At 73.2% G+C, this 23,985-nt stretch carries 19 protein-coding genes; 8 read left to right on the top strand and 11 right to left on the bottom strand.

Translation table 11 applies throughout. From position 1 onward, the window contains the following. Positions 1-423: 423 nt before the first annotated feature. The 4 genes from ACH4T9_RS16765 to ACH4T9_RS16780 form a co-directional block, all read right to left on the bottom strand. Positions 424-1,491: an ABC transporter permease gene (locus tag ACH4T9_RS16765; RefSeq protein ID WP_396672543.1), complete on the bottom strand. Its 1,068-nt coding sequence runs from the start codon at positions 1,489-1,491 to the stop codon at positions 424-426. Further along, positions 1,488-2,381 carry an ABC transporter ATP-binding protein gene (locus ACH4T9_RS16770; RefSeq protein WP_396672542.1) on the bottom strand — a complete coding sequence of 298 codons (894 nt, stop codon included), beginning with the start codon at positions 2,379-2,381 and terminating at the stop codon, positions 1,488-1,490. Before ACH4T9_RS16770 ends, ACH4T9_RS16765 begins: the two co-directional genes overlap by 4 nt. A gap of 81 nt (positions 2,382-2,462) precedes the next feature. Then, entirely contained in the window at positions 2,463-3,128 is a 666-nt protein-coding gene (locus ACH4T9_RS16775; RefSeq protein WP_396672541.1) for a response regulator, read from the bottom strand. Beyond that, positions 3,125-4,417 (bottom strand): sensor histidine kinase, encoded by a 1,293-nt coding sequence (locus tag ACH4T9_RS16780; protein WP_396672540.1) that lies wholly within the window; start codon positions 4,415-4,417, stop codon positions 3,125-3,127. The genes ACH4T9_RS16775 and ACH4T9_RS16780 overlap by 4 nt, the downstream gene beginning before the upstream one ends. Positions 4,418-4,629: 212 nt before the next feature. Here ACH4T9_RS16780 and ACH4T9_RS16785 point away from each other — a divergent pair, with 212 nt between their 5' ends. Together ACH4T9_RS16785 and ACH4T9_RS16790 are read left to right on the top strand one after the other, a co-directional pair. Then, positions 4,630-5,841: a DUF418 domain-containing protein gene (locus tag ACH4T9_RS16785; RefSeq protein WP_396672539.1), complete on the top strand. Its 1,212-nt coding sequence runs from the start codon at positions 4,630-4,632 to the stop codon at positions 5,839-5,841. Between the two features lie 139 nt (positions 5,842-5,980). Next, the gene (locus ACH4T9_RS16790) at positions 5,981-7,330 is read left to right on the top strand and encodes a lanthionine synthetase LanC family protein (protein WP_396672538.1); all 1,350 of its coding nucleotides are present in this window, start codon (positions 5,981-5,983) and stop codon (positions 7,328-7,330) included. A gap of 72 nt (positions 7,331-7,402) precedes the next feature. Here ACH4T9_RS16790 and ACH4T9_RS16795 read toward each other — a convergent pair whose 3' ends face one another. Beyond that, entirely contained in the window at positions 7,403-8,980 is a 1,578-nt protein-coding gene (locus tag ACH4T9_RS16795) for a Na+/H+ antiporter (RefSeq protein WP_396672537.1), read from the bottom strand. Between the two features lie 344 nt (positions 8,981-9,324). On the opposite strand from ACH4T9_RS16795, the gene ACH4T9_RS16800 reads away from it, so the two are divergent. Continuing rightward, complete coding sequence (locus ACH4T9_RS16800) at positions 9,325-11,412, top strand: cellulase family glycosylhydrolase (RefSeq protein WP_396672536.1); 2,088 nt, start codon at positions 9,325-9,327, stop codon at positions 11,410-11,412. A gap of 120 nt (positions 11,413-11,532) precedes the next feature. Here the strand turns inward: ACH4T9_RS16800 and ACH4T9_RS16805 are convergent, their stop codons facing one another. Beyond that, positions 11,533-12,414 (bottom strand): hypothetical protein, encoded by an 882-nt coding sequence (locus tag ACH4T9_RS16805; protein WP_396672535.1) that lies wholly within the window; start codon positions 12,412-12,414, stop codon positions 11,533-11,535. Positions 12,415-12,552: 138 nt separating this feature from the next. Here ACH4T9_RS16805 and ACH4T9_RS16810 point away from each other — a divergent pair, with 138 nt between their 5' ends. The 4 genes from ACH4T9_RS16810 (at position 12,553) to ACH4T9_RS16825 (ending at position 17,837) form a co-directional block, all read left to right on the top strand. Further along, positions 12,553-14,241, top strand: a complete 1,689-nt coding sequence (locus tag ACH4T9_RS16810; RefSeq protein WP_396672534.1) for a discoidin domain-containing protein — start codon at positions 12,553-12,555, stop codon at positions 14,239-14,241. An 89-nt stretch (positions 14,242-14,330) separates the two neighbouring features. Then, on the top strand, positions 14,331-16,388 hold the full coding sequence (locus ACH4T9_RS16815) for a glycosyl hydrolase family 28-related protein (RefSeq protein WP_396672533.1): 2,058 nt from the start codon (positions 14,331-14,333) through the stop codon (positions 16,386-16,388). Positions 16,389-16,606: 218 nt separating this feature from the next. Continuing rightward, positions 16,607-17,314 (top strand): hypothetical protein, encoded by a 708-nt coding sequence (locus ACH4T9_RS16820; RefSeq protein WP_396672532.1) that lies wholly within the window; start codon positions 16,607-16,609, stop codon positions 17,312-17,314. A gap of 103 nt (positions 17,315-17,417) precedes the next feature. Further along, positions 17,418-17,837 (top strand): SMI1/KNR4 family protein, encoded by a 420-nt coding sequence (locus tag ACH4T9_RS16825; RefSeq protein ID WP_396672531.1) that lies wholly within the window; start codon positions 17,418-17,420, stop codon positions 17,835-17,837. Between the two features lie 136 nt (positions 17,838-17,973). On the opposite strand, the gene ACH4T9_RS16830 is transcribed toward ACH4T9_RS16825, so the two are convergent. The 3 genes from ACH4T9_RS16830 to ACH4T9_RS16840 form a co-directional block, all read right to left on the bottom strand. Further along, positions 17,974-18,264, bottom strand: coding sequence for a hypothetical protein (locus ACH4T9_RS16830; RefSeq protein WP_396672530.1), 291 nt, complete (start codon positions 18,262-18,264; stop codon positions 17,974-17,976). Continuing rightward, entirely contained in the window at positions 18,261-18,581 is a 321-nt protein-coding gene (locus tag ACH4T9_RS16835) for a hypothetical protein (protein WP_350889368.1), read from the bottom strand. The genes ACH4T9_RS16830 and ACH4T9_RS16835 overlap by 4 nt, the downstream gene beginning before the upstream one ends. 150 nt (positions 18,582-18,731) lie before the next feature. Beyond that, a complete protein-coding gene (locus ACH4T9_RS16840; RefSeq protein WP_396672529.1) occupies positions 18,732-20,960 on the bottom strand; it encodes a glycosyl hydrolase family 95 catalytic domain-containing protein in 2,229 nt (742 codons plus the stop codon). A gap of 589 nt (positions 20,961-21,549) precedes the next feature. Between ACH4T9_RS16840 and ACH4T9_RS16845 the strand changes: the two genes are divergently transcribed. After that, on the top strand, positions 21,550-22,149 hold the full coding sequence (locus ACH4T9_RS16845; RefSeq protein WP_396672528.1) for a hypothetical protein: 600 nt from the start codon (positions 21,550-21,552) through the stop codon (positions 22,147-22,149). Between the two features lie 83 nt (positions 22,150-22,232). Here ACH4T9_RS16845 and ACH4T9_RS16850 read toward each other — a convergent pair whose 3' ends face one another. Further along, entirely contained in the window at positions 22,233-23,030 is a 798-nt protein-coding gene (locus tag ACH4T9_RS16850; RefSeq protein WP_396672527.1) for a glycosyltransferase family 2 protein, read from the bottom strand. Positions 23,031-23,218: 188 nt separating this feature from the next. Continuing rightward, on the bottom strand, positions 23,219-23,902 hold the full coding sequence (locus ACH4T9_RS16855; protein WP_396672526.1) for a YdcF family protein: 684 nt from the start codon (positions 23,900-23,902) through the stop codon (positions 23,219-23,221). Between the last annotated feature and the right edge of the window lie 83 nt (positions 23,903-23,985).

Below are 23,985 nucleotides of genomic sequence, written 5' to 3' on the forward strand. Positions count from 1 at the left end.
GCCCTAAAGCCCCAACCAGCCCGGGTATAAATCATATTGGCACTGGCTTATCAAGCACCCTGTTGAGTTCTCAAAGAACAACCACACACCATCCGAAAACCCCCACCAGGAGGGCCCCGTCCGGGGCTTTTCCGTTCCCGCACCCGCCGCTCTCGCGCCGGGCACTTTTACTACGTTACCCGCCGATTTCCGCCGTGTCAAACCGGTGTAACCCGATCCGACCAACTTCCACCCAATTGACGGGCACCATTCTGCGACCGACTTTCGTCGGGCGCTTCCTGGGGTCCGGCAGGCCGCCCGCCGTGGTCTCCCACTTGGCGTCCGTTTCCCTGCCGACGCGGAACATTACCCCCTCCCCTCCACCCCGCCAAATCGGCCCCCTCCCCCATCCGGGAGGGGGCCGACGAGCGGCACGGGCCTCGCTCAGCCGATCGACTCGCGGTCACGCCACGCGCGGCGCAGCGTCACCCGCCCGTTGGTCCGCAGCAGGGCGCCCTCGTACAGCCGGGCTCCCCCGGCCAGGCAGGCGACGGTGGTGGCCAGCAGCACCAGCAGCGACAGCACCGGCTCCCAGCCGGCGGCGTCGCCGGTGAACAGCCGCAGCGGCATCGCGGTCGGCGCGGAGAACGGGACGTAGGACAGGATCCGCATGGCCAGCGGGTTGTCGTTGAGGAACAGCACCGCGAAGAACGGCAGCATCACCGCGAGCTGGACCGGCATCGACACCCCCGCGATGTCCTCCTGCCGGCTGGCCAGCGCGCCGGCGACGGCCCACAGCGCGGCGAGCATGACGAAGCCGATCACGAAGAACGGCACGAACCAGCCCAGCGCCGGGCCGAGCAGCGGCAGGATCCCGCCCCCACCGTCGGCGATCCGCATGCCGGCGACCGCCGCTACGACGATCAGCGCGATCTGTCCCAGGGCCAGCACGCCGCCGGCGATCACCTTTCCGGCGAGCAGCGCCCGGACCGGCACGGCGGCCACGAGGATCTCCACGATCCGGGTCTGCTTCTCCTCGGTCACGCTCTGCGCGATCTGCACCCCGAAGAGCTGGGAGGTGAAGAAGAACGTCATGGCGAAGGCCAGCGGGACGAGGAACGCGGCCACCGGGTCCACGGTGTCGGGGTCCAGCAGTCGCACCGGCGGCTCGGTGCTCAGCGCGCGGAGCACGTCGGCGGGGCGCTCGTCGAGGGCGAGGACCTGCGGGCCGGCGACCACCGCCGCGTCGACGTCGCCGTCGCGGACCAGCCGCTCGGCGGCGGCGTCGTCGACGACCGGGCGGACGTCCAGGCCGGCCTGGCGCATCACGTCGGCGTCGGCCGGGGTGGACACCGCCACCGACGTGGGCGTGCCGGCGAGCAGCGCCGGGAGGATGGCCGAACCCGCGGCGAAGAGCAGGAAGAACAGCGTACTGATCAGGAAGGTCTTGTCGCGCAGCTTGACGCGGATCTCGCGGGCGGCGACCAGGCGGACGGCGGCGAAGGTGGTCACTGGGTCAGCTCCCGGAAGATCTCGGCGAGGGAGGGTGCGACGGGGCGGAAGGCGCGCACCGGGCCCCGGTCCAACGCGGCGTGCAGGAGGCGCTGGTCGTCGTGGCCGGGCGCGAGGTCGAACACGGCGCGGGCGCCGTCGAGGTCGACCAGGGTGATCCCGGGCTGGTCCCGCAGCCACCCGAGGTCGTCGTCCGCGACCAGCTCGTAGCGGGGCCGGGTGTACGCGGCGCGCAGCTCGTCGCGCGGGCCGGCGGCGCGGACGGCGCCGCCGGCGATGACCACCAGGTCGTCGCAGAGGCGCTCCACGACGTCGAGCTGGTGACTGGAGAACAGCACCGGCACGCCTGCGGCGGCCCGCTCGCGCAGCACGGTCACGAGGGTGTCGACGGCTGCCGGGTCGAGCCCGGAGAACGGCTCGTCGAGCACCAGCACGTCGGGGTCGTGGACCAGGGCGGCGGCGATCTGGGCGCGCTGCTGGTTGCCCAGCGACAGCGTCTCCACCAGGTCGCCGGCCCGTTCGCCGAGCCCGACCCGGTCGATCAGGTCCGTGGTGTTGGCGCGGGCCTGGTCGGCGGTCAGGCCGTGCAGGCGGCCGAGGTAGACGAGTTGGTCGCGGACGCTCATCTTCGGGTACAGGCCGCGCTCCTCGGGCAGGTAGCCGAAGCGGCGGCGGGACTGCGGGGTCAGCGGGGCGCCGCGCCAGGTGACGGTGCCGGAGTCGGGCGCGAGCACGCCGAGGATGATCCGCATGGTGGTGGTCTTGCCGGCGCCGTTGGCGCCGACGAAGCCGGTCATCCGGCCGGCCGGGACGTCGAAGGAGACGTCGGTGAGGACCCGCCGGTCGCCGAAGCTGCGGCTGACCCCCTCGACGCGGAGCAGGTTGATCATGTGTTGGACGCTAGCCGCCGCGGGGGTCTCCTGCCGTCCGGCCGGAGGCGGACCCCGGCGTCCGCCACGGGGTGGACCGGCTCACCCGCCGGGGCGTACCACCCCGTGCTCGTACGCGAAGACCACCGCCTGCGTGCGGTCGCGCAGCCCGAGCTTGGCCAACACCCGGCTGACGTGGGTCTTCACCGTGGCCTCGCCGAGGTACAGCGCGGCGGCGATCTCGGCGTTGGTGACGCCACGGCCCAGCAACTCCAGCACCTCGCGCTCGCGCGGGGTCAACCCGTCGAGCAGGGTCGGGTCGGTCCGGGGGGCGCGGCCGGCCGGGGCGGCGAAGGTGGCGATGACCCGTCGGGTGATCTCCGGGGCGAGCAGGGCGTCGCCCCGGTGCAGGATGCGCACGGCGTCGACGAGATCCTCGGGGGTGCCGTTCTTGAGCAGGAACCCGCTGGCCCCGGCCTGGAGGGCGGCGAAGAGGTAGTCGTCCCGGTCGAAGGTGGTGAGGATGAGCACGGCCGGCGCCCCGGGGACGGCGGTGATCCGGCGGGTGCCCTCCAGGCCGTCCACGCCCGGCATCTCCACGTCCATCAGCACGACGTCGGGGCGCAGCGTCGCGGCCAGTTCGGCGGCCCGTGCGCCGTCGGCGGCCTCGCCGACCACCCTGATGTCGTCCTCCACCTCGAGGATGACCCGGAAGCCGGTGCGGACGAGACGCTGGTCGTCGGCGAGCAGGACCCGGATGGTGCTCACGCCGCCCTACCTACGGCCGGTCTGGTCAGCGGTAGGCGTGCCCGGACGCGGAAGCCGTCGCCGGTGCGGGGGCCGGTCTCCAGTTCACCGTCGTGGGCGGCGACCCGTTCGCGCATGCCGATCAGACCCAAGCCTGCGGGGTTGGGCGGGGCGGCTGCGCGGCCGTCGTCGCTGACGTCGACCTCCAGTTGGCTGGCGAGATAGCGGACACGTACGTCGATCATGCTCGCCCCGGCGTGTTTGACGGTGTTGGTGACGGCCTCCTGCACGACCCGGTACGCGGTGTGCGAGACGGGGCCGGGCAGCGGGACGGGGTCGCCGTAGACGCCGACGTGGGTGCGCAGGCCGGCGGCGCGGGCGCTGTCCAGCAGCTCGGGGATCCGGTCGACGCCGGTCGTCGCGGGCCGTTCGTCCGGTTCCGCGCCGCCGGGTTGGCGCAGCAGGCCGAGCATCCGGCGCAGCTCGTCGACGGCGCTGCGGGCGCTCTGCTCGATCGCGCCCAGGGCGGTGCGGGCCTTGGCGGGATCGCGGTCCAGGACTCGCCGCGCCGCAGCGGCCTGCACGCCCATGACGGAGACGTGGTGTGCCACGGAGTCGTGCAGCTCGCGGGCGATGCGGACCCGCTCGGTGAGGATGGCGCGTTCGTGGGCCTCGGCCCGGGAGCGGCGCAGCTGCTCGGCCTGGGCCGCGAGCTGGTGTTCGCGGCGGGCGGCGGTCCACGCGGTCTCGCCGAAGAAGTACGCGAAGCCGAAGATGAGAACGTTGAGCAGCACGCCGTTGACGATGGCGGCGAGCACGGGTGGCACCGGGCCTGCGGCGTCGGCGAACGCGCCGGGCGGCAGGTCGGAGAAGCCGATCGCGTACGCCAGGGCGATCCAGGCGAACATGGCGGCGATGACGGCGATCCGGACAGCGCGCGAACGGCGTCGGTCGGGTCCCCACGCCCCGAGGGTGTAGATCGCGGCGAACAGGGCCCCGGAGGAGAGCTGTGCCTCGGGGGCGGAGCGGACCTGGCCGGCGATGAACGCGACCGCGACGACCACGGCGACCGCCTCGGGCCGTCGACGTCGCCAGGCCAGGGGGAGGGTGACCGCGACCGACCAGAGGAGCCGCTCGGGCCACGACGGCGGGTCGCCGAACATGAACACGCCCGCGCTGCTGGTCAGGGTGAGGTTGAACAGCGCGACGACCGCGACGGCCAGCCCGATGTACAGGTCGTGTCGTTGCTGTTCGGGGGTGGGGCCGGGGCGGCGCCACGCGTCGTCGGCGATCCTCGGGGCGGTGTTCACCCGTCGGACCCTTTCACGAGCCGGGGGGTGAGGTGGGACGGGCCTGCCCCCTGCTCCTGGCGGGGTGTGTGGGGCGTCAGCCGTGACGGGCATCACCCGGTGGATCCCTCGTCCGTCGAAAGCAGCATCCCGATCTCACCGGCCGGCATGACGATCGGCGGCGTCCCGGCTGACACCGTGACAGGGTCAGTCGCGCCGCAACAGGGGACCACATGACCGCAGCCGCCACCGCCACTCCCGCTCCGACCGCCACGCCCCGGATCGCCCTGCTCGATGTCCTGCGGGGGGTGGCGATCCTGGGGACGCTGGCCACCAATGTGTGGATCTTCGCCGCCCCGGGTTCTGAGGCCCGTTTCCTGGCCGACGCCGCCGCGGTGTCGGCCACCGCCGACCTGTCCGGCGGACCGGTCGGCGTCGTCGTCGAGGCCGTGTTCCGGTTCCTCGCCAACGGCAAGTTCCTCGCGCTGCTCACCGTCCTGTTCGGGGTCGGCCTCGCGATCCAGCACCGCTCGGCGCTGGCCGGCGGCAGGGCGTGGCCGGGCCGCTACGGCTGGCGGGCGCTGCTGCTGTTCGTCGAGGGCACGCTGCACTTCGTCCTGGTCTTCGCCTTCGACGTGCTGATGGGGTACGCGGTGACGGCGCTGCTGGTGGCGTGGCTGCTGGCCCGCTCCGAGCGGGCGCAGCGGGTGGCGATGTACGTGGCGGGCGCGCTGCATGTGGCCCTCATGACGCTGCTCACCCTCGCCCTGGCGCTCGCCCCGCCCACCGGCGAGCCCGGTTCCGCAACCGAGGAAGCCGCGCCCGCGCGGTTGTTCACCGAGGGCAGCTACCTTGCGCAGGTCGACTTCCGGCTGGTCAACTGGTTGCCGCTGCGCGCCGAGCCGATCCTCAGCTTCGCGCTGCTGGTCTTCCTCTTCCTGCTCGGGGTGCGCCTGTTCCGGGCCGGCGCGTTCGACGCCGACGACCGGGGCCGGACGCTGCGCCGGCGGTTGCTCCGCCTCGGGCTGGGTGTCGGGCTCCCGCTGAACGCCGCGACCACGCTGGCCGGGCCGGAGCTGTTCCTGATCGACCGGTACGTCTGCGCGCCGCTGCTGGCGCTGGGCTACCTCGGCCTGGTCGGGGTGCTGCTGGAGCGCCGGAGCCGCTCGGGCCCGGTGACGGCCGGGCTGACCGCGGTGGGTCGTACCGCGCTGTCGTCCTATGTCCTGCAGAACGTGCTCTGCGTCGTGCTCTGCTACGGCTGGGGGTTGGGGCTGGCCTCGGCCTGGCCGGGGGCCGAGCCCTGGTGGGTGCTGGTTCTCTGGGCGGCGGTCAGCGGCACGCTGGTCCTGGTGGCGCGCTGGTGGACAGCCAGGTTCGGGCGGGGCCCCCTGGAGGCGGCCCAGCAGGCGGCGTTGCGCCGGCTGGAGCGGCGGCGGTCCTGATCCCGCCCTCGGGGGCCGCCGCAGGTGACCAGCCGCAGCGCCACGTGGTCGGCGGGCGGCGGCGCGGCCTGTCGGCGGAGGCCAGGGTGAGCACCGGCCACCGCCAGGGGCGTGTCGCGCCCGCCGGTACGGTGGCCGAATGACGGACGCAGGCGGGTACCGCGAACTGGGCGAGGCGGGGTGGGCGTGGGTGCTCGGCCAGGTCCGCGAGGACGACGGTCCGTGGCTGCCGGAGTCGGTCGCCGACGACGGGCCACCGGGTGGCCCGGCCGGGGACCGCGACTCGCTGTACGCCGGTATCGCCGGGCTGGCCCCGGTCCTGGCCGAGGTCGAGCGGCACCGGGCGCTGACGGACTCCGAGCGTTCCCTCGCGGCGGGAATCGTGAACCGGCTGTCGGCCGGGGCGGCGGTGCGCGCCGAGCCGTCCCTGAGCGACGGGCTGGCCGGCGACGTGGTCGCGCTGCGACTGCTCGCCCCCGAACGGGAGGGGATCGCGCTGCGCCGACTCGCCGAGCTGCGCACCCCGGCGGGGTGGGACACCACCCTGGACCTCGGGCCGGACCACCGGGGGCCACTCACCGACCTGATCATGGGTACGGCCGGCGTGGTGCTGGCCGCCGCCTGGGCGGGTGGCGACGACGCCACCGCGATCATGTCGACCGGCGGGGAGGCGCTGCTGCGGGCGGCCGAGCCGACCGCCGCCGGGCTGGACTGGCGCCTGCGCCCGGGGCACCCGTCGAGCACGCCGAACTACTCGCACGGCACGGCGGGGGTGGCCACGGCGCTGGCCGTCGCCGGGCACACGCTGGGCCGGGACGACTTCCTCGACGCCGCCCGCGCGGGCGCCCGGCACCTGCTCGCCGTCGGCTGCCTGGACGACGACGGTTTCGTCGTGCCACACACGATCCCCGCCTCGCGGCGGGAGGTGGAGCCGGTGACGTACGGCTGGTGCCACGGGCCGACGGGGACGTCGTACCTGTTCGCCGCGCTGGCCTTCGCCGGAGTGGAACAGGTCGCCGGGTTCGCGGTCGGTGAGCTGCGGGAACGCTGCCTGCGTTCGGTGCTCGCCGCGGGCTTGCCGCACCGGCTGCGCCCGGGTTTCTGGGACAACGACGGCCGCTGCTGCGGCACCGCGGGGGTCGGCGACATGCTGCTCGACGCCGCCCAGGGCTGCCCCGATCGGGCCGGGGCGGAACGGCTGCTGCGGTCCGCCCGGACCATGGGCGACGCGCTGGTCGAGCGGGCGGTCCGCGACGACGCCGGCGCCCGGTGGCGGTTCGTGGAACACCGGCGGGACCCGCCCCTGCTTCCGCCGGGGACGGCCTGGATGCAGGGTGCCGCGGGGATCGCCGCGTTCCTGCTGCGCCTCGCCCGGGTGTGCGAGGGTCCGACCACCGCCGTCGTCGTCGACCGACCCGAGCAGTGGTGGGCCGTCCCGCAGCCGCTGCGCGTCGCGTCCACCGATGGTGGTGGCAGCGCGACGGGGTGAGGGCGGCCGGCACCGCCACCGTGGTGGACGGCCGTCGGTGCGGGTCCGCGGAGGGGCGGGGCGGGCCGCTCGTCACTCGGGGGCGGCCGGGCCCAGCAGCCGGATCTCCTCGATGTCGAGCGCGGCCTGGAGTTCCCGCAGCACCGTGTCGTCGATCTCGTTCGCGTCGCGCAGCCGGGTGATCTCGCGGCGCTTGCGTTCCAGGACCGCCAGCCGCAGCCGGCGCTCGAGGTCGCGGGCCCGCTCGGACTCCTCCCCCACGTCGGCGGCCCGCATGTCGTCGAGGTGGGCCTGGTAGTCGACGCGCACCCGGTCGACGGCCTCCGGCGCCGCGCCCAGCCCGCCCGCCACCTCCGGCAGCGCCGCCAGCCCGACCTCGGCGGCCCGCAACCGGGCCCGACGCGCCTCGTCGACCCGCTGCTGGTCCCCGACGAGGCCCGCCCACCGGACCACGAGCGGGAGGGTGGTGCCCTGGACCAGCATGATCAGCACGATCACCACCGCGGTGCAGAAAATGATCAGGTCACGCTCGTGGACCGGCTGCCCGGCCGGGGTGGACAGCGGCACCGCGAGCGCCGCGGCCAGGGACACCGCGCCCCGGAAGCCGGCCCAGCCGGCGGCCGTGCGGATCCGCCAATTGACCCGCAGGGCCCGCTGCGACCTACGGCGGTCGATCAGCTCCAGCAGGTAGGCCGACAGGTGCAGCCAGGCCATCCGGGTCGCCAGCACCGTGACGGCGACCAGCACCGCGATGACCAGCGCCCGCGCCAGGGACGTGCTGGTCACCCCGCGCAGCGCGCGGGGGATCTGCATCCCGAGCAGCACGAACAGGCCACCGTTGATCAGGAAGGTGCTGAGGTCCCAGAAGGCGAAGGCCGTCACCCGGGAGGGCGCACGGATCACCCGGGGCGCGGCGTAGGCGAGCACCAGACCCGCGACCACCACGGCGAGCACGCCACTGGAGTGCAGTTCCTCGGCGATCAGGAACGCGACGAACGGGGTGAGCACGCTGAGCGTGCCCTCCCGGAGCGGATCGTCGAGGCGGCGGCGTACCAGGACGACCAGGCCGCCGACCAGCAACCCGGCCGCGACGCCGCCGAGGAACGATCCGGCGATCCGCTCCAGGAGCGGGAGCGGTCCCGGCGGGGCGCCGCCGGTGATCAGGCCGACCGCGACGGCGAAGAGGACCAGCGCGGTGCCGTCGTTGATCAGGCTCTCCGCGCGCAGGATGCCGAGGAACCGGCGGGGCAGCCGCTTGGCCAGGCCGGCGACGGCGGCGGCGTCGGTCGGGGCGAGCACCGCGCCGAGCACCCAGGCCGCCGGGCCGGCCACCCCGACCGCCTGGGCGACCACCGCCACCGCGACCATGGTGACAGCCACCAGCGCCACGGCGAGCAGGACGATGACCACCAGGTTGGCGCGGAGCTCCCGCAGGCTGACGGTGAGGCTCTCCCGGTAGAGGATCGCCGGCAGGAACAGCAGCAGCACCACGTCCGGTTCGAGCACCACGTCGGACAGCGGCGGGGCGAGCGCCAGCAGCGCGCCCATGCCGATGAGCAGGATGGGCGGCGCGACGCGGTAGCGCCCGCCGAGGGTGGTGCCGACCAGCACGGTGGCCGCCAGCACCACGATCAGCACGAGCCCTTCCACGTCGTCCCCTCGTCGCCCCTCACCGTCGGCGTGCGGCCGGCCGGGTCGAGAGGTCCCGGGGCACCCGCCCCACCATGGTTCTACGGCGGCCGGATGCCAGAGGCCGGAACCGGCCTATTGGCGCGACCGGCGCCGCCGGGCCAGGGCGACACCGGGACGAGGCGGCGGGGGTGGTGGGCGACATCGGCCTCCTCGCGGGCAACATGACATAGGTAGGAAGCGATTGACAAAGTTTATATTCGCAACTTAATCTGCGGTGCAAATCGGGCGTCGTCCCACGCCCGCGACGGCGCCCCCGGCGTGGTCGATCGAAGCGGCAGCAACTGTCCCCGGCGAGGAGTGTCATGACCGGTATGCGAGGCACCGTACGACGAACACGATGGCGGATCGGCGTGGTCACCGGCGCCGTCGCGCTCCTGGTGGCCGGCCTCGGGATGACGACGGCGGGCAGCGCGCAGGCGGCGTCCGGCTGCCGGGTGGCGTACCAGGTCAGCAGCCAGTGGCAGGGCGGGTTCGGCGCCAACGTGGGCGTCACCAACCTCGGCGACCCGCTCAACGGCTGGCGCCTGACCTGGACCTTCCCCTCCGGCCAGCGGGTCACCCAGGCCTGGAACACCACGGTCACCTCCGCCGGCAACGACGTGACCGCCGCGGACGTCGGCTACAACGCCGCCATCGCCACGAACGCGACGGTGTCGTTCGGCTTCAACGGATCGTGGTCGGGCGCGAACACGAGCCCCACGTCGTTCGCGCTCAACGGCGTCGCCTGCACCGGCGGCACCGGCCCCACCACCGCGCCGCCGACCAGCACCCCCCCGCCCACCACACCCCCGCCGGCCGGTGACGCGATGGCAGCCGTGGCCGCCATGCAGCCCGGCTGGAACCTGGGCAACTCCCTCGACGCCACCGGCGCCGACGAGACCTCCTGGGGCAACCCGCGGATCACCGAGGCGCTGCTGGACAACGTGAAGGCGCAGGGCTTCAAGAGCATCCGCATCCCGGTCACCTGGAGCGCGCACCTGGGCGGCGCGCCGGGCTACACCATCGAGGCCGCCTACCTGAACCGGGTCAAGGAGGTCGTCGGCTGGGCGCTCGCCGACGGGTTCTACGTGATGGTCAACATCCACCACGACTCGTGGCAGTGGATCGCCAACATGCCGACCGACCGCACCGGAGTGCTGGCCCGGTACAACGCGATCTGGACCCAGCTGGCCAACTCCTTCCGCAGCTCGTCGCCGAAGCTGGTGTTCGAGAGCGTCAACGAGCCGCAGTTCACCGGCAGCTCCGGCGACGCCCAGAACGCGACGCTGCTGGGCGAGCTCAACACCTCGTTCCACACCATCGTGCGGCAGTCCGGCGGCAACAACGCCACGCGACTGCTGGTCCTGCCGACCCTGCACACGTCCTCCGACCAGCCGCGCGTCGACGAGCTGCTGACCACCTTCAACGCCCTGCACGACCCGAACCTCGTCGCCACCGTGCACTACTACGGCTACTGGCCGTTCAGCGTGAACATCGCGGGCGGCACCCACTTCGACGCGACCGCGCAGAAGGACCTCACCGACTCCCTGGACCGGGTGTACAACGCCTTCGTGGCCAAAGGCATCCCGGTGATCCTCGGGGAGTACGGCCTGCTCGGCTTCGACCGCAACACCGGCACCATCGAGCAGGGCGAGAAGCTCAAGTTCTTCGAGTACCTGGGCCACCACGCGCGCACCAGGAAGATCACCACCATGCTGTGGGACAACGGCCAGCACCTCGGCCGGACCACGTTCCAGTGGAGCGACCCGGAGCTGATCGCGCAGATCAAATCGAGCTGGACCACCCGCTCGGGCACCGCCTCGACGGACCTGGTGTTCACCGCCAAGGCCAGCCCGATCACCGCCAAGACGATCACCCTGAACCTCAACGGCACCTCGTTCCTGGGGCTGCGTCAGGGCAACACCGACCTCGTCCAGGGCACCGACTACACCGTCAGCGGCAACCAGCTCACGCTCACCGCGTCCGCGCTGACCCGGCTGAGCGGCAACCGGGCGTACGGGGTCAACGCGGTGCTGTCCGCCCGGTTCTCGCAGGGCGTCCCGTGGCGGATCAACGTGCTCACCTACGACCGGCCGATCCTGGGCAACGCCACCGGGACGACCGCCTCCTTCGCCGTCCCCACCCAGTTCCGGGGCGACCAACTCGCCACGATGGAGGCGAAGTACGCCGACGGGAGCAACGCCGGCCCGCAGAACTGGACGTCGTTCAAGGAGTTCGACCGGACGTTCGCGCCGAACTACGGCACCAACGTGATCACCCTGACCTCCGACTTCTTCGCCGAGGTGAACGACAACGCACCGGTGACTCTCACCTTCCACTTCTGGAGCGGCGAGAAGGTGACGTACAAGGTCACCAGGTCCGGCAGCGCGGTCACCGGCACCGTCGGCTGATCCCGGCCGAGCCCTCGCGGCCCGGTCGTTCCTCGACACCACGTGGGGACGACCGGGCGTGCCGTCGGCACCCGACCGGGCACCGCCCCGGCGCTCCGGCCGCCTCGCCGGTCCGGGCGGTCAGGAGAAGCGTTCGATCGTGACCGGGATGAGCCCCTGCATCCGCAGCGTCGTGGTCAGCTCCCGCAGCAGCGGCCCGAGCGCGCCGCCGCCGGCGGCGAGGTCGGCCGTCAGGTCGAGGCACCAGGGGCCCCCGCCACCGATCCGGCGCAGGTGCCAGGTGAAGGAGTCGGCCCCGACCCGGCGGGCGGCAACCCCGATGATCCGCGCCTGCGGGTCGGCCGGGTCACCCGTGCTCGCCATCCGCCAGACGCCGCCCAGGTTCGCCAACCCGTCCGGGCGCAGGTCGGCGGCGAACAGGACCCGGTAGACGCGGCTGTCGCGCGGCCCGGTCCCGGCCGGGCGGGGGTCGAGCCGCAGCGGGGCCGCCGTGGACAGCGGCTGCCCGTCGTGGAAGTGGCCGCGCAGCGCCTCCTCGCCGGGCAGCTCGCCGCCGCCGAGCCGACGGTAGGCGGTCGCCGCCTCGTGCCGCGGCACCCCGACCACCCGTCGGCGCAGTTCGGCGTCCACCCGGATGCTCCGGCTGAAGGCCGCGCAGTCCCACCAGTGGCCGTCCGCCGGCGTCCACGCGGCGGCGTCGAGGCGCACCGCCGCGCAGTCCTCGCCGAGCACGAACTCCTCGACGACGAGCCCTTCCGGTGCGGCGGCGCTTCCGCCCGGGCCGTCGGGGCGGACGAGGTAGTAGTCGAGCGCCGGCTGCCGTACCCGGGCGGCCCGCCCGGGCCGGTACGCCGCCGTGAGATCCGGCGGCGCGCCGCCGGGCCGGCTCAGCTCCGCGTGCCATGTCGTCACCACCGCATTGTCTGCCGGGGCCGCGCGCAGTCCCGGCCGACTCGCCGCCGCGCCGTACGCCTCGCCGGCGACAGCGGGCGGCCCCGCCATCGCAAGTCCACTCCCGACAACATCTTTCATGCATCGGTCGAAACGTTTCTTCAACGCGTCCGACTCTTGCATGCGGTAGTCCACTACTGACACGATGGCCATCGATGCATCTTTGGGACAGGCGGAAGGAGCAGGGTCATGGTGGTGTCCCGTCGGAGGCTGATCGGATCCCTCGCAGCGGGTTCCGCCCTCGCCGCCGTCTCCCCGACCGACCTGGTGTCAACCCTTCGCGGCGCGGCTTTCGCGGCCAGCCCGCCCGGCGACGTCGTCGGCAAGATCTCGGTCGGCTACCAGGGCTGGTTCAGCTGCCCCGGCGACGGGGCGCCGATCGGCGGCTGGTGGCACTGGAGCCGCGACCGGTTCCAGCCGCCCGCCCCGGCCAACACCACCATCGTCTCCTGGCCGGACATGCGGGAGTACGCCCGCGGTTACTCCACCGCGTACCCGGCCCTGGGCAACGGCCAGCCGGCGCAGCTCTTCTCCTCCTACGACCAGCAGACGGTCGACACCCACTTCCGCTGGATGCAGGAGTACGGCTGCGACACCGCCGCCCTGCAACGGTTCAACCCGGTCGGCGACGAGGGGCCCACGCGCGACGCCATGACAGTCAAGGTCCGCGGCGCGGCCGAGCGCTTCGGCCGCAAGTTCTACATCATGTACGACGTCACCGGCTGGACGTCGATGCAGACCCAGATCAAGGACGACTGGACCAACCGGATGTCCACGCACACCGCCTCCCCCGCGTACGCCCGGCAGAACGGCCGGCCCGTGGTCTGCATCTGGGGCTTCGGCTTCAACGACGACGACCGCCCCTTCGCGCCCGCCCCCTGCCTCGACGTCGTCAACTGGTTCAGGACCCAGGGCTGCTACGTCATCGGCGGCGTGCCGACCTACTGGCGGCAGGGCATCAACGACTCCCGGCCGGGCTTCTCCGAGGTCTACCACGCGTTCCACATGATCTCGCCGTGGATGGTCGGCCGCACCGGCACCCTGGACGGGCTCGACTGGTTCCACACCAACGTCAACGTCCCCGACCAGGCCGACTGCGCCGCGCACGGCATCGACTACCAGCCCTGCGTACTGCCGGGCGACCTGTCGTCCGGGCACCGCCGCCACGGCGACTTCTACTGGCGGCACCTCTACAACCTGACCCGGCTCGGCGCCCAGGGCCTCTACGTGTCCATGTTCGACGAGTTCAACGAGGGCAACCAGATCGCCAAGACCAGCGAGACGCAGGCCACCACCCCGGCGGGGGCGGGCATCCGCGCGCTGGACGAGGACGGCACCGCCTGCTCCGCCGACTACTACCTGCGGCTCACCGCCGACGGCGGACGGATGTTCAAGGGCCAGCTCGCCCTCACCGCCGTACGGCCGACGCCGCCCGTGCTCGGCGGTGGCCCCCCGCCCGGCGGCGACCTCGCCGCGGGCCGGCCGACGTCGGCGAGCAGCCAGAACGGCGGCTTCGTCGCCGGCAACGCCGTCGATGCCGACCGGGGCAGCTACTGGGAGTCCACCAACGGCGTCTTCCCCCAGTGGTGGCAGGTCGACCTCGGCGCGGCCCACCAGGTGACCCGGGTCGTACTGCGGCTTCCGCCCGCCGCCGTCTGGCAGCGGCGTACCCAGACGCTGTCGGTCGAGGCGAGCCCGGACGGCGCCAGGTGGTCGACCATCGTCGCGTCGGCCGGGCGGGTCTTCGACCCGGCCACCGGCAACCAGGTGACGCTCACCGTGCCGGCCACGCCGGCCCGGCACGTGCGGATCCGCTTCACCGGCAACACCGGCTGGCCGGCGGCTCAGCTGTCCCAGCTGGAGGTGTACGCCGGCTAGCGGCGGCGCGGCGTCCCCCGCGCCCGACGCAGCACACCACCGGCCGCCGCGCGCCGGCTCCCACCACCCCCCACGGAGAAGAGTCACCCATGTCCCGGAGCATCATCCCGGCGTCGCGGTGGTCGCCGCGCCGACCGTCTCGACGCCGTCCCCCGGCGGTCGTCGCCTCCGCCGTCGCGCTCGCGACCGCCCTCGGCCTCCTGGCCGGGGCACCCGGCCCGGCCACCGCCGGCCCGGCCACCGGCGGCGGGCCCGTGGTGACCCGGGCCGGGCTCGACCCGAGACTGGTCTCCGGGCGCGGGGCCGACGTCGGATTCGTCGAGCAGGAGGCGGAGAACGCCGCCACGGACGGCGAGGTCATCGGCCCCGACCGCACCGCCTACACCCTGCCGGCGGAGGCCTCCGGCCGCCGGGCGGTCCGGCTGACCCCCGGCCGGTACGTCGAGTTCACCCTCCCGAACGCGGCCAACGCGATCACCGTGCGCTACAGCATCCCGGACGCGCCGGGCGGCGGCGGCATCACCGCGCCGCTGGACGTGGCGGTCAACCAGCGGCGGGTCCGGACGATGACCCTCACCTCGCAGTACGCGTGGCTCTACAACCAGTACCCGTTCTCCAACGACCCGGCCGCCGGGCTGCTGCACCCGGACTGGTGGATCACCGAGTGCGGGTGCGTGCCGTCGGCCACCACCCCGTACCCGAGCATCCCCAACCCGTTCCGCCCCAGCCACTTCTACGACGAGCAGCGCCTGCTGCTCGGCCGCACCTACCGGGCGGGCGACCGGATCCGGCTCACCGTCCCCGCCGGCAGCGACGCCGCCTGGACCGTGATCGACCTGCTCGACTCCGAGCTGGTCGGCCCGCCGCGGGTCCGGCTCGCCGCCGCGAACGTGCTGGCCTTCGGCGCCGACCCGACCGGCCGGCGCGACTCGGCCGCCGCCCTGGACCGGGCCATCGCCTTCGCCCGGCGGGCGGACCTGCCGGTCTACCTGCCGCCGGGCATCTACCAGGTGAACCGGCACATCATCGTCGACGACGTGACGATCGAGGGCGCCGGCAGCTGGTACACGATCATCAAGGGACGGGAGGTCGCGCTGCCGACGCCCGCCCCGGACGGCTCGGTGCACACCGGCGTCGGCTTCTACGGCCGCGACGCCGCCGACGGCGGCAGCCGCAACGTGCACCTCTCCGGTTTCGCCATCGAGGGCGACGTCCGCGAGCGGATCGACACCGACCAGGTCAACGCGATCGGCGGCGCGATGAGCGACTCCACCATCGACGGGCTGCACCTGAGGCACACGAAGGTGGGCGTCTGGTTCGACGGGCCGATGAGCGGCGTGCGGGTCACGAACACGGTCATCGTCGACCAGATCGCCGACGGGCTGAACTTCCACACCGGCGTCACCGACTCGCTGGTCGCCCACGCCTTCGTCCGCAACTCCGGCGACGACGGGCTCGCGATGTGGTCGGAAAAGGTCGGCAACGCCCGCAACAGGTTCGACCACAACACCGTGCAGTCGCCGGTGCTCGCCAACGGCATAGCCCTGTACGGCGGCACCGACAACACCGTGTCGAACAACCTGGTCGCCGACCCGGTGCGGGAGGGCAGCGCCATCCACGTCGGGTCCCGCTTCGGCGCGGAGGCGTTCACCGGGCGGCTGCTGGTCACCGGCAACACCACCGCCCGCGCCGGTACGTACGAGCTGAACTGGAAGATCGGGCTCGGGGCCATCTGGTTCTACGCGCTCGACCGGGACATCGACGCGACCGTCGAGGTGGTCGGCGACCACTACCTCGACAGCACTTACAACGCCGTCATGCTGGTCAGCGACTGGCCGGTGAAGGACCTCTACTCGATCAGGAACGTCCAGTTCCGCGACATCCGGGTCGACGGGGCGGGCACGTCGGTGGTCAGCGCCCGCTCGGCCGGCTCGGCCTCGTTCCGCAACGTGGACGCCCGCAACGTCGGCGCGGTCGGGGTCAACAACTGCGGGTCGTTCCACTTCACCCCGGCCGGCTCCGAGTTCACCCTCACCGACCTCGGCGGCAACGACGGCGGCTGGCTCGCCCCGTGGCTGCTGCCGAACACCATCACCTGCGACGACCGCCCGCCGGTCGTACCGCCGCCGCCACCGGCGTCCTGGTGAGGTGCGGCCGGCGGGCGGTGGCCACCGCCCGCCGGCCGCCGGGACCCACGGCCGTGGCGCAGTTCGCGACCGGGCCGGGCCGGCACGGCGATCGCCACAGCCGCCGCGCCCGCCAGCAAGGGCTGCAGACGCCTGATCACGATGGAGAGGCTCACAGGAGGCATGCTCCCGGTGAGGGCCACGGGGGGCGCGCGACAACGGAGATCTAGGGTGGGCGTATGGCGCGGACACAGGGCATCACGCTCCCGCAGGTGGTGACCTACGACGGACTGCCCGGGTCTGCGGGCGGTGCGCACTCGCTTCGCGCCAAGCACCCTGACGAGGCATTCCAGCGCCTGCAAAGCTTCGTCAATGCCTGCACCGAGCCGGTGTCGTCAGCATCGTGGGCGTTCGAGGTCTCTGCAGGCGGACCGCCTGCGTCGACCGAGCAGCTGGTAGCGCTCGCCACCGAGCACTTCGGCGGACCCCGCTATCGTGCGCGAACCCACACGGAATGGAATGTTCCACCCGAATCCGCGGACCACGCACTCGATGCCCTCATCGCCGTCGGCCCCGACGCGGTCACGACCCACGGGCGTTCCCTGGCCGCGCTGACCTACAGCACGCCCGTGCGCCTCGTCGACCCGGACGCCCGCGCCCCGTACCCCGACATCACCCCTGACGCCTTCGGTCGCTTCGCCGTGGACGGGTACGGCCGGCTTCTGGGCGACTCAGGCATACGCGCGACCCTCGGCACCGCAGCGTCCTCACTCTCCCTGTGGCTCAACCTGCCCGCCGACCAACGGCTGTCCCCCGGCGCTCGTCATCTACAGGGCCATCTCCCGTTCCGGCTGTCCGCGAAACACTGGCGCCTCTGGCACCCCACCCGGAGCGGCGACTCCTACCGCGCCACCAAGATTCCCTCGCCCGTACCCGACCGGGCCTGAATCACACGGCCGCCCTCCGGCAGCACCTGCAAGCGGCAATGACAGTCAGCGGCCCTGCGGGGGTAGCAACGCAGCTTGGTGATGGCACGTAGGATCCACCTCTATGGCTTTAGGTCCCGGGCTTGTCGCGTGCATCGGACGCGCGGTCGATCGCTACGGTCCCGGGCGCCCTATTCCCGCCGCAGAGCTTCGCGGCCGGCTGGAAGCCTTGGATCTCGTGCCGGACGAGGACTATGAGGAGTTCGTGGGCCGCTGGGGCGGCTGTTTCGTGGGCGTATCGGTCCACGTATGGGACAACGCCTCGATCCTCGGACGGGAAAGCTGCATCGAGTTGACGGCCTGGGCACGTGACGCTCATGGAGCCCTCATCGACGGCGTCGTGATCGCCGACGACGGGTCAGGGAACCCCATCTGGATCGCGTCCAACGGAGCGGTTTGCCTCGTCGACCACGACAACGGCAACAAGGTCGTGCAGCTCGCTCCGGATTTCAAGACTCTGCTCGAAGACAACGTCCACGACTGACTCACGCATCCGACACACGGCAGCGCCATCGCCGCGTCGCGGAAGCCGGAACACCTCGGCCGGATCGCGGCCCTCACCCACTGAGCCTTTCCCCGGCCCGTCACCGACGACACGCGTTACCCGGGCGACGGGCGGCTCAGCAGAACCAGCCGTCCTGGACCCAGCCGCGCCGGTTGAGGTGCCCGTAGGCGAATCCGAAAACGTAGCCGCCGCTGCGCGGGCCCTCCACCAGGAACGTCTGGCCCTGGTAGAGGGTGCCCATCCACGCCCCGTTCGGCTGGGTGCGCACGAACAGGTCACCGGCGCACACGGTCTCGCGTTCCCCGATGGTGCCGTTCGCGGCCCGGGCCGGGGCCGGCACGGCGACCGCCACGGCCACCACGGCCGCCACCAGCACCGCGATCCGGTGCCGCGATCCGACGCTCACCACGAGTCGTACCCCCCGACGCACTCGATCCGCAGGTATCCCCAGTCGTTGGGGCCGAAGTCGAAGGCTGCGGCCCAGCCGTTGTAGACCGGGTGGGCGCCCGGCGTGTGCCCGATCTTGTTGCCGTACGTCAGGGTGCGCTTGAGCCCGGACGGACCGCCGGCCGAGTCGTAGTTGTCGTAGAAGCTCGCGGTCTGGCAGACGACGACGGCGTGCCGGGGCACCACCGGGGCTGCCGATGCGGCGACGCCGGCCAGCGGGGCCAGCAGGACTCCGGCGGCCAGCGAAGTGGCCAGGCGCGGTGACGACGGGCGCATGTCTCCCCCACGGGGTCTCGGATGAGCGGACACCCTACCAAAAAATTAGACGTACATCTATTTGTTGCTCGCCCGCCGCCCCGCTCCCTCGAAGCCACGCTCCCGCAGCCGGCGCGGGAGACGGCCCGGTGCGCGCCGTCGCGGATGCGGTCAGGGCAGGGCCAGGTCGACCGCCACCGCGGCGGCCAGGTCGAGGACCGCGTCGCCGTGCGGGCTGCGTACGGTCAGCCGTTGCCCGGCCGCCGCGACGAGCCGCGCCCGCAGGCCGTCGGGGGTCCAGGTCAGCTCCTCGACGGTCACCCCGCCCCGGCAGGTGACCCCCCGGACGGCACCCCGGGCCAGGGCGGCCGGCGCGGCGGGCAGCAGCCACAGCACGCCGGGCCGGGAGTGCACCAGCGCCTCGACGAGCACGGCGGGCAGGGTGTGCGCCGCGTCGGCGTTGTAGATCTCCAGATCCGGATTGTGCGAGCTCATCAGCGAGCGGAAGAACATGTCCCTGCCGATGATCTTGAGCAGGTTTCCGGCGACCAGCGCGGGGTCCCGCAGCCGGGCCGCGACCAGCGCCCGGTGCAGGCTGCCGTGGGCGGAGAGGTTCTCGTCGCCGCGCAGTATCAGCGCGCGGTGCGCGGCGACGGCCAGCTCAGGGGTGTCGTCGGGGTTGATCTCGTCCAGGGGCCACACCGGGTAGAGATGACTGACGTGCCGGTGGTCCTCGTCGCCCCGCTGGCCGGGCCAGGCCCACTCGGCCAGCGCCCCGCGCTCGTCGACCCGGTACGCGGGCAGCCGCCCACGCAACCCGGCCCACCGGTCCACGCCCGTCGCCTCGGCGGCGGTCGCCAGGGCGTGCCGGGCGGCGGCGATGTCCATCGTGGCGTTGACCGCCAGGTACACCGGTCGGCCGTCGGCGTCGGGCGGGCCGGTCTCGGGCGAGAACGACGGCACGACGACCACCGTGCCGGAGGAGTCGGTGACGGTGAGGAAGTCCTCGAAGAAGACGGCCGCCTCCTCCAGCCAGCCGGTCAACTCGCCCAGCGGCTCCCCGGTCACCCGGTGGTGTTCCCACAGGGGGTGCAGCAGCCAGTCCGCCCCGGCGAGCCAGGCCGCCCACGGCCAGTCGGCCCGGAAGTGGAACAGGTTGCCGTGCTCGCCGTCGGTGCGGCCCGGCGCCAGCAGCCCTCGGACGCCGTAGATCGCCGCCGCGTTGCGCCGCCAGTCGTCGACCTGGCCCCGGACCAGCGCGGCGTGGGCCGCCGTCACCTCGGGCAGCGCGCCGATGTTGGCCCCGGCCAGTTGCAGGTTGAGGTTGGCGTCGGTGGTGAAGTCTCCCGCCCACGCCGCGCCCCACGCGCCCAGCCACAGGCCGGTGAGCCGGGGCGGCAGCACCCCACTGGCGCTGATCAGCAGGTACCGGCCGGAGTGGAACAGCCGCTCCAGCAGCGCCGGCAGGAGCAGGTCCCGGTCGGCGCGCTGCCGGGCGAGCAGCTCACCGACCGGCAGCTCCCGCTCCTCGGCCGACACCCCGAGGTCCAGGCTCACCCGCCGGTAGATCGGCGCGTGCACCGCGACGTGCCGGGCCAGTAGCTCGGTGTAGTCCGCCCCGGAGCGGGCCACCAGGGCCTCCTCCAGCTCGGCCGTACGCCAGGGCGCCGCGTCACGGCGGTCGAGCACGGTGGTCAGGAGGGCCGGGCCGCGCACCGCCACCCGGTCCCCCACGACCCGCGCGTCGCCCCGGACAAGGGTCAACCCCTCGAACCCGTACGCGCCGTCGCCGTCGGGCGGGTACAGCCCGCGGATCCGGAGGAAGACGTGCTCGCCCCGGCGGTACGCGGCGGTCTCGTAGCGCACGTCGTCCGGGCGCTCGGGCAGGTCGCCGGTGAGCCCGATGACGCACCCGGGCATCTCGACGTGGGTGACCGCGATCGCATCGGCCCGCGAGACGAACGCCCTGCGGCGCCCGCCGTCCCACTCGACGACGACCTCCCCGGTGGTGAACTCGGTCCCGCGCCGGTAGTCCGCCGGCGCCGGCCGGTCGGACGGTTGCGCGGTCGCGTCGATGGTCATGGCGTACCCCGGGTGGAACGGCTGGGTCCAGCGCAGCTCCCGCCCGTCGGCGAGCACCGCCGCAGCCTCCGCGCGCCGGCCGGCGAGGACAAGTTCCCGCACCTCGGGCAGCCGGTCGGCGAGCTGCGGCGGCCGGGCGTGGCGGGTGCCGTTGGGCAGCACGAAGCGGTGATGGTTGAACACGATCCGCTCGGCGTACGGGGCGCCGGAGACCATGATCCCGCACTCGCCGTTGCCGGAGAGGAACGCGTCCTCCCAGCGTGCCGCCGGGGCCGTGTCCCAGATCCGGTGGGCGGACGCGGGCATGGTGTCCGCCATCGACGGCGCCTCCTTCCGGTCACCGACCCGGCGGGACGGCGCGCTCGGCGGGCATCCGGACACCGGTGACATCCCGAGCCATCGTGAATCCTATGCGATCATCCGCGCTTTTGTATCAACGCGGATCACTGCCGCCAAGCGCGGACGAGCCGGACGCCCGGCTCCGGATCGGCAAGGTCGGGGCACTCCGCGCGCCGGACACCGGCCCATCGCCGGACCCGCGTCAAGCATTGGCCCGATACCCGCCCGCGAGGCCCGGTCGCGCCGAATGTCCGGATCGACGCGCCCGTGGGTGTGACCGGGGGCATCCGGTCGGCGGAACATGGGCCGGCCCGGGGTCGTTACACATGGCAGACGATCGAGTAGCGCACCCCGCTGCTGAGCCACCCGAACCCCCGTGACCCCGTCGGGGAATGTGGGTGGGCCGCCGGTCGTTACACATGGTCCCGCCGCCATCAGCACCCCCCGGGTGCGGTGAGCTGTCGGACGACTTCCCCCCTTTTGATCTGTTGGGCGCCTCGACGTGGTGCTCACACCCCCGCCCCTCCCCCGGGGCGCCGTGTGTCGACCCCCGATTGGAGACACCCCCATGAACACGATCATGCGTAAGAGCGTTCTCGGTATCGCCGGTCTCGCGTTCGCCGGTGGTCTGGCCGCCGGTCCGCTGAATCACGCCACCACCCCTGCGACCGTCGAGTCGGCCACCCCGGCCGCTGTGGCCGTGCAGGCCGACAAGCCGGTTGTCGACAAGGGCAAGCTGATCCCGCACGGCGTGCAGGGCGACCAGTCCCGCATCGACCTCGACGACGAGCAGACCGCCAACGTGAAGGCGATCATCGCCGCCACGAAGAAGGCCGGCATGGACGAGCGGGCCGCCGTGATCTCCATCGGCACGTCCCTGCAGGAGTCGAAGCTGGAGAACCTGGGTCACCTCGGTGACCGCAACGACCACGACTCGCAGGGCCTGTTCCAGCAGCGCCCCACCTCCGGCTGGGGCACCCCCGAGCAGATCACCGACCCCGAATACTCCACCCTCGCGTTCCTCAAGGGCCTCAAGCAGGTCGACGGATGGCAGGACATGCCCCTGACCGAGGCCGCCCAGACCGTCCAGGTGTCGGCGTACCCCGACGCGTACGCGCAGTGGGAGCAGCAGGCCGCCGACCTCGTCGCCGAGCACTGGAACAGCTGACCCCCGCACCACCGAACAGCAACCGGCCGGGCCCCCGACAAGAGGGCCCGGCCGGCGGCGCGTCCACGACCGACTCGTCGCCGTCAGCGGCGGGGCCCGCGGGAGATCCCGGCCGGGGTCAGCAGGGCCGAGGCGGCGAACCGCAGCAGGGGCAGGTAGATCCGCACGGAGTCGGTGACCGACCCGAAGTGCGACGAGGCGTTGTCGTCCACGTAGGTGGTGGCGATCGTGGTCTGCTCGATGGGCTGGCCGGCCCGGGCGGCGTACAGCAGGACGTTCATCTCGTACTCGAACCGCTCGCCGGGGACCGTGAGCAACCAGTCGAGCAGGCCGTGCGGATACGCCCGCAGCCCCGTCTGGGTGTCCCGCACGGGACGCCCGGTCGCGGCGCGGAACAGCACCCTGGTGAGGCCGTTGCCGGCCCTGCTGCGCACCGGCACCTCGCCGTCGAACCGCCGTACGCCCAGCACCATCACGCCGGTCTCCTCGACGCGCCCGGCCACGCGCAGGACATCGGCGACGCCGTGCTGGCCATCGGCGTCGGCGCACACCACGTCGTGGCCCGGACACTCGCGTGCGACGTGCCGGAACCCCGTCCTCAGGGCCACGCCCTTGCCCCGGTTCGTCCCGTGTCGCAGGACGGTGCAGCCGAGGTCCCTCGCCGCGTCGAGGACCCGGGTGAACGCCGGTCCGCTGCCGTCGTCCACCACGACGACGTGGATGCCGGGAGCGGCGTCGCGCAGCTCGGCGACGAACTCGGGCAGGCGGGGGCCCGGCTCGTACACCGGGGCGAGGACGATCACCGCTGCCCGCCAACGCCACGCCCGGATACGCCACGCCCGCCAGCGCCACGTCCGGGCGCGCCCTCGGCGGCGGCGCACCCGGCGCGTCCGCTCGAAGGACCGTCCATCCTGTCCACGTGACCTCCTCGATGTCGCCGCGACCGTCGTCCTCATCGAGGTCGATCCGGCGGCCTGGGAGCCTATACCCCGTCGGCGGCCGTCCGTCACGTCGTGGAGCGGGCGCGTCGGCCCGGCGGCGGGGTAGGCAACGGCCCCGCCCACGCCGGCTATGCCTGCCCGGGCGGGGGACCGGCGCGATCTCCGCCCGCACCCGCCGGATCCCGACGGTGGCGCGCCAGCCGGTCGACGCGGCGCATCGATGTCACCAGCCGGCGTTCCCGGCGCAGCAGGCCCGCCGCGTCGCGGGCCCCGAGGAACCACAGCCGGGACGCGATCCGAGCGGCCGGCTCGCGCCACCACCTCGGCAGCGCCTCCCCGCCGGAGGCGTGGACGTCGAGCAGCGCCGGGCCGCGCAGTCCGAGGGTCCGGCGGGCGAGATACCTGATCCGGGGCAGGTGCCAGGTGTGCGAGACGATGCCCAGCGGCTGCCCCGGGCCGAAGGCGTGGCCGTCGAGCAGGCCGTCCTCGACGGTGTGCAGGAGATTCTCCAGCGTGCTGCGCGAGCGTGTCTCGGCGCGCAGTTCCGCGTGCCGGTCGAGGCCGGCGGCGAGCGCCTGGCGCAGCATCAGGTCGCCCTCCCGCCACCCCTGCGGCGGGGGATGCGCCCCCTCGGCGGCCTCCGCCCAGCCGCCGCTGAACACGATCCGGGGTGCCCGGCCCTGCCCGGCGGCGCGGGCGAAGGACGCCTCGTTGGCGGCGACGTAGTCAACCACTGCCCGCACGCGGGCGAAGCTGGCCGGGGTGAGTGCCCAGGTGTCCCCGGCGCGCAGCACGCCGCGTCCGAAGACCACGAGCACGGTGGCGGTCGGCGACGTGTGCCCTCCCCTCGGCGGCTTCCCCGGCAAGGGTAACCACCCGCCCCGCACCCGCCGAC

It is taken from the genome of Micromonospora sp. NPDC020750 (genome assembly GCF_044334565.1).
Lineage (GTDB): Bacteria > Actinomycetota > Actinomycetes > Mycobacteriales > Micromonosporaceae > Micromonospora.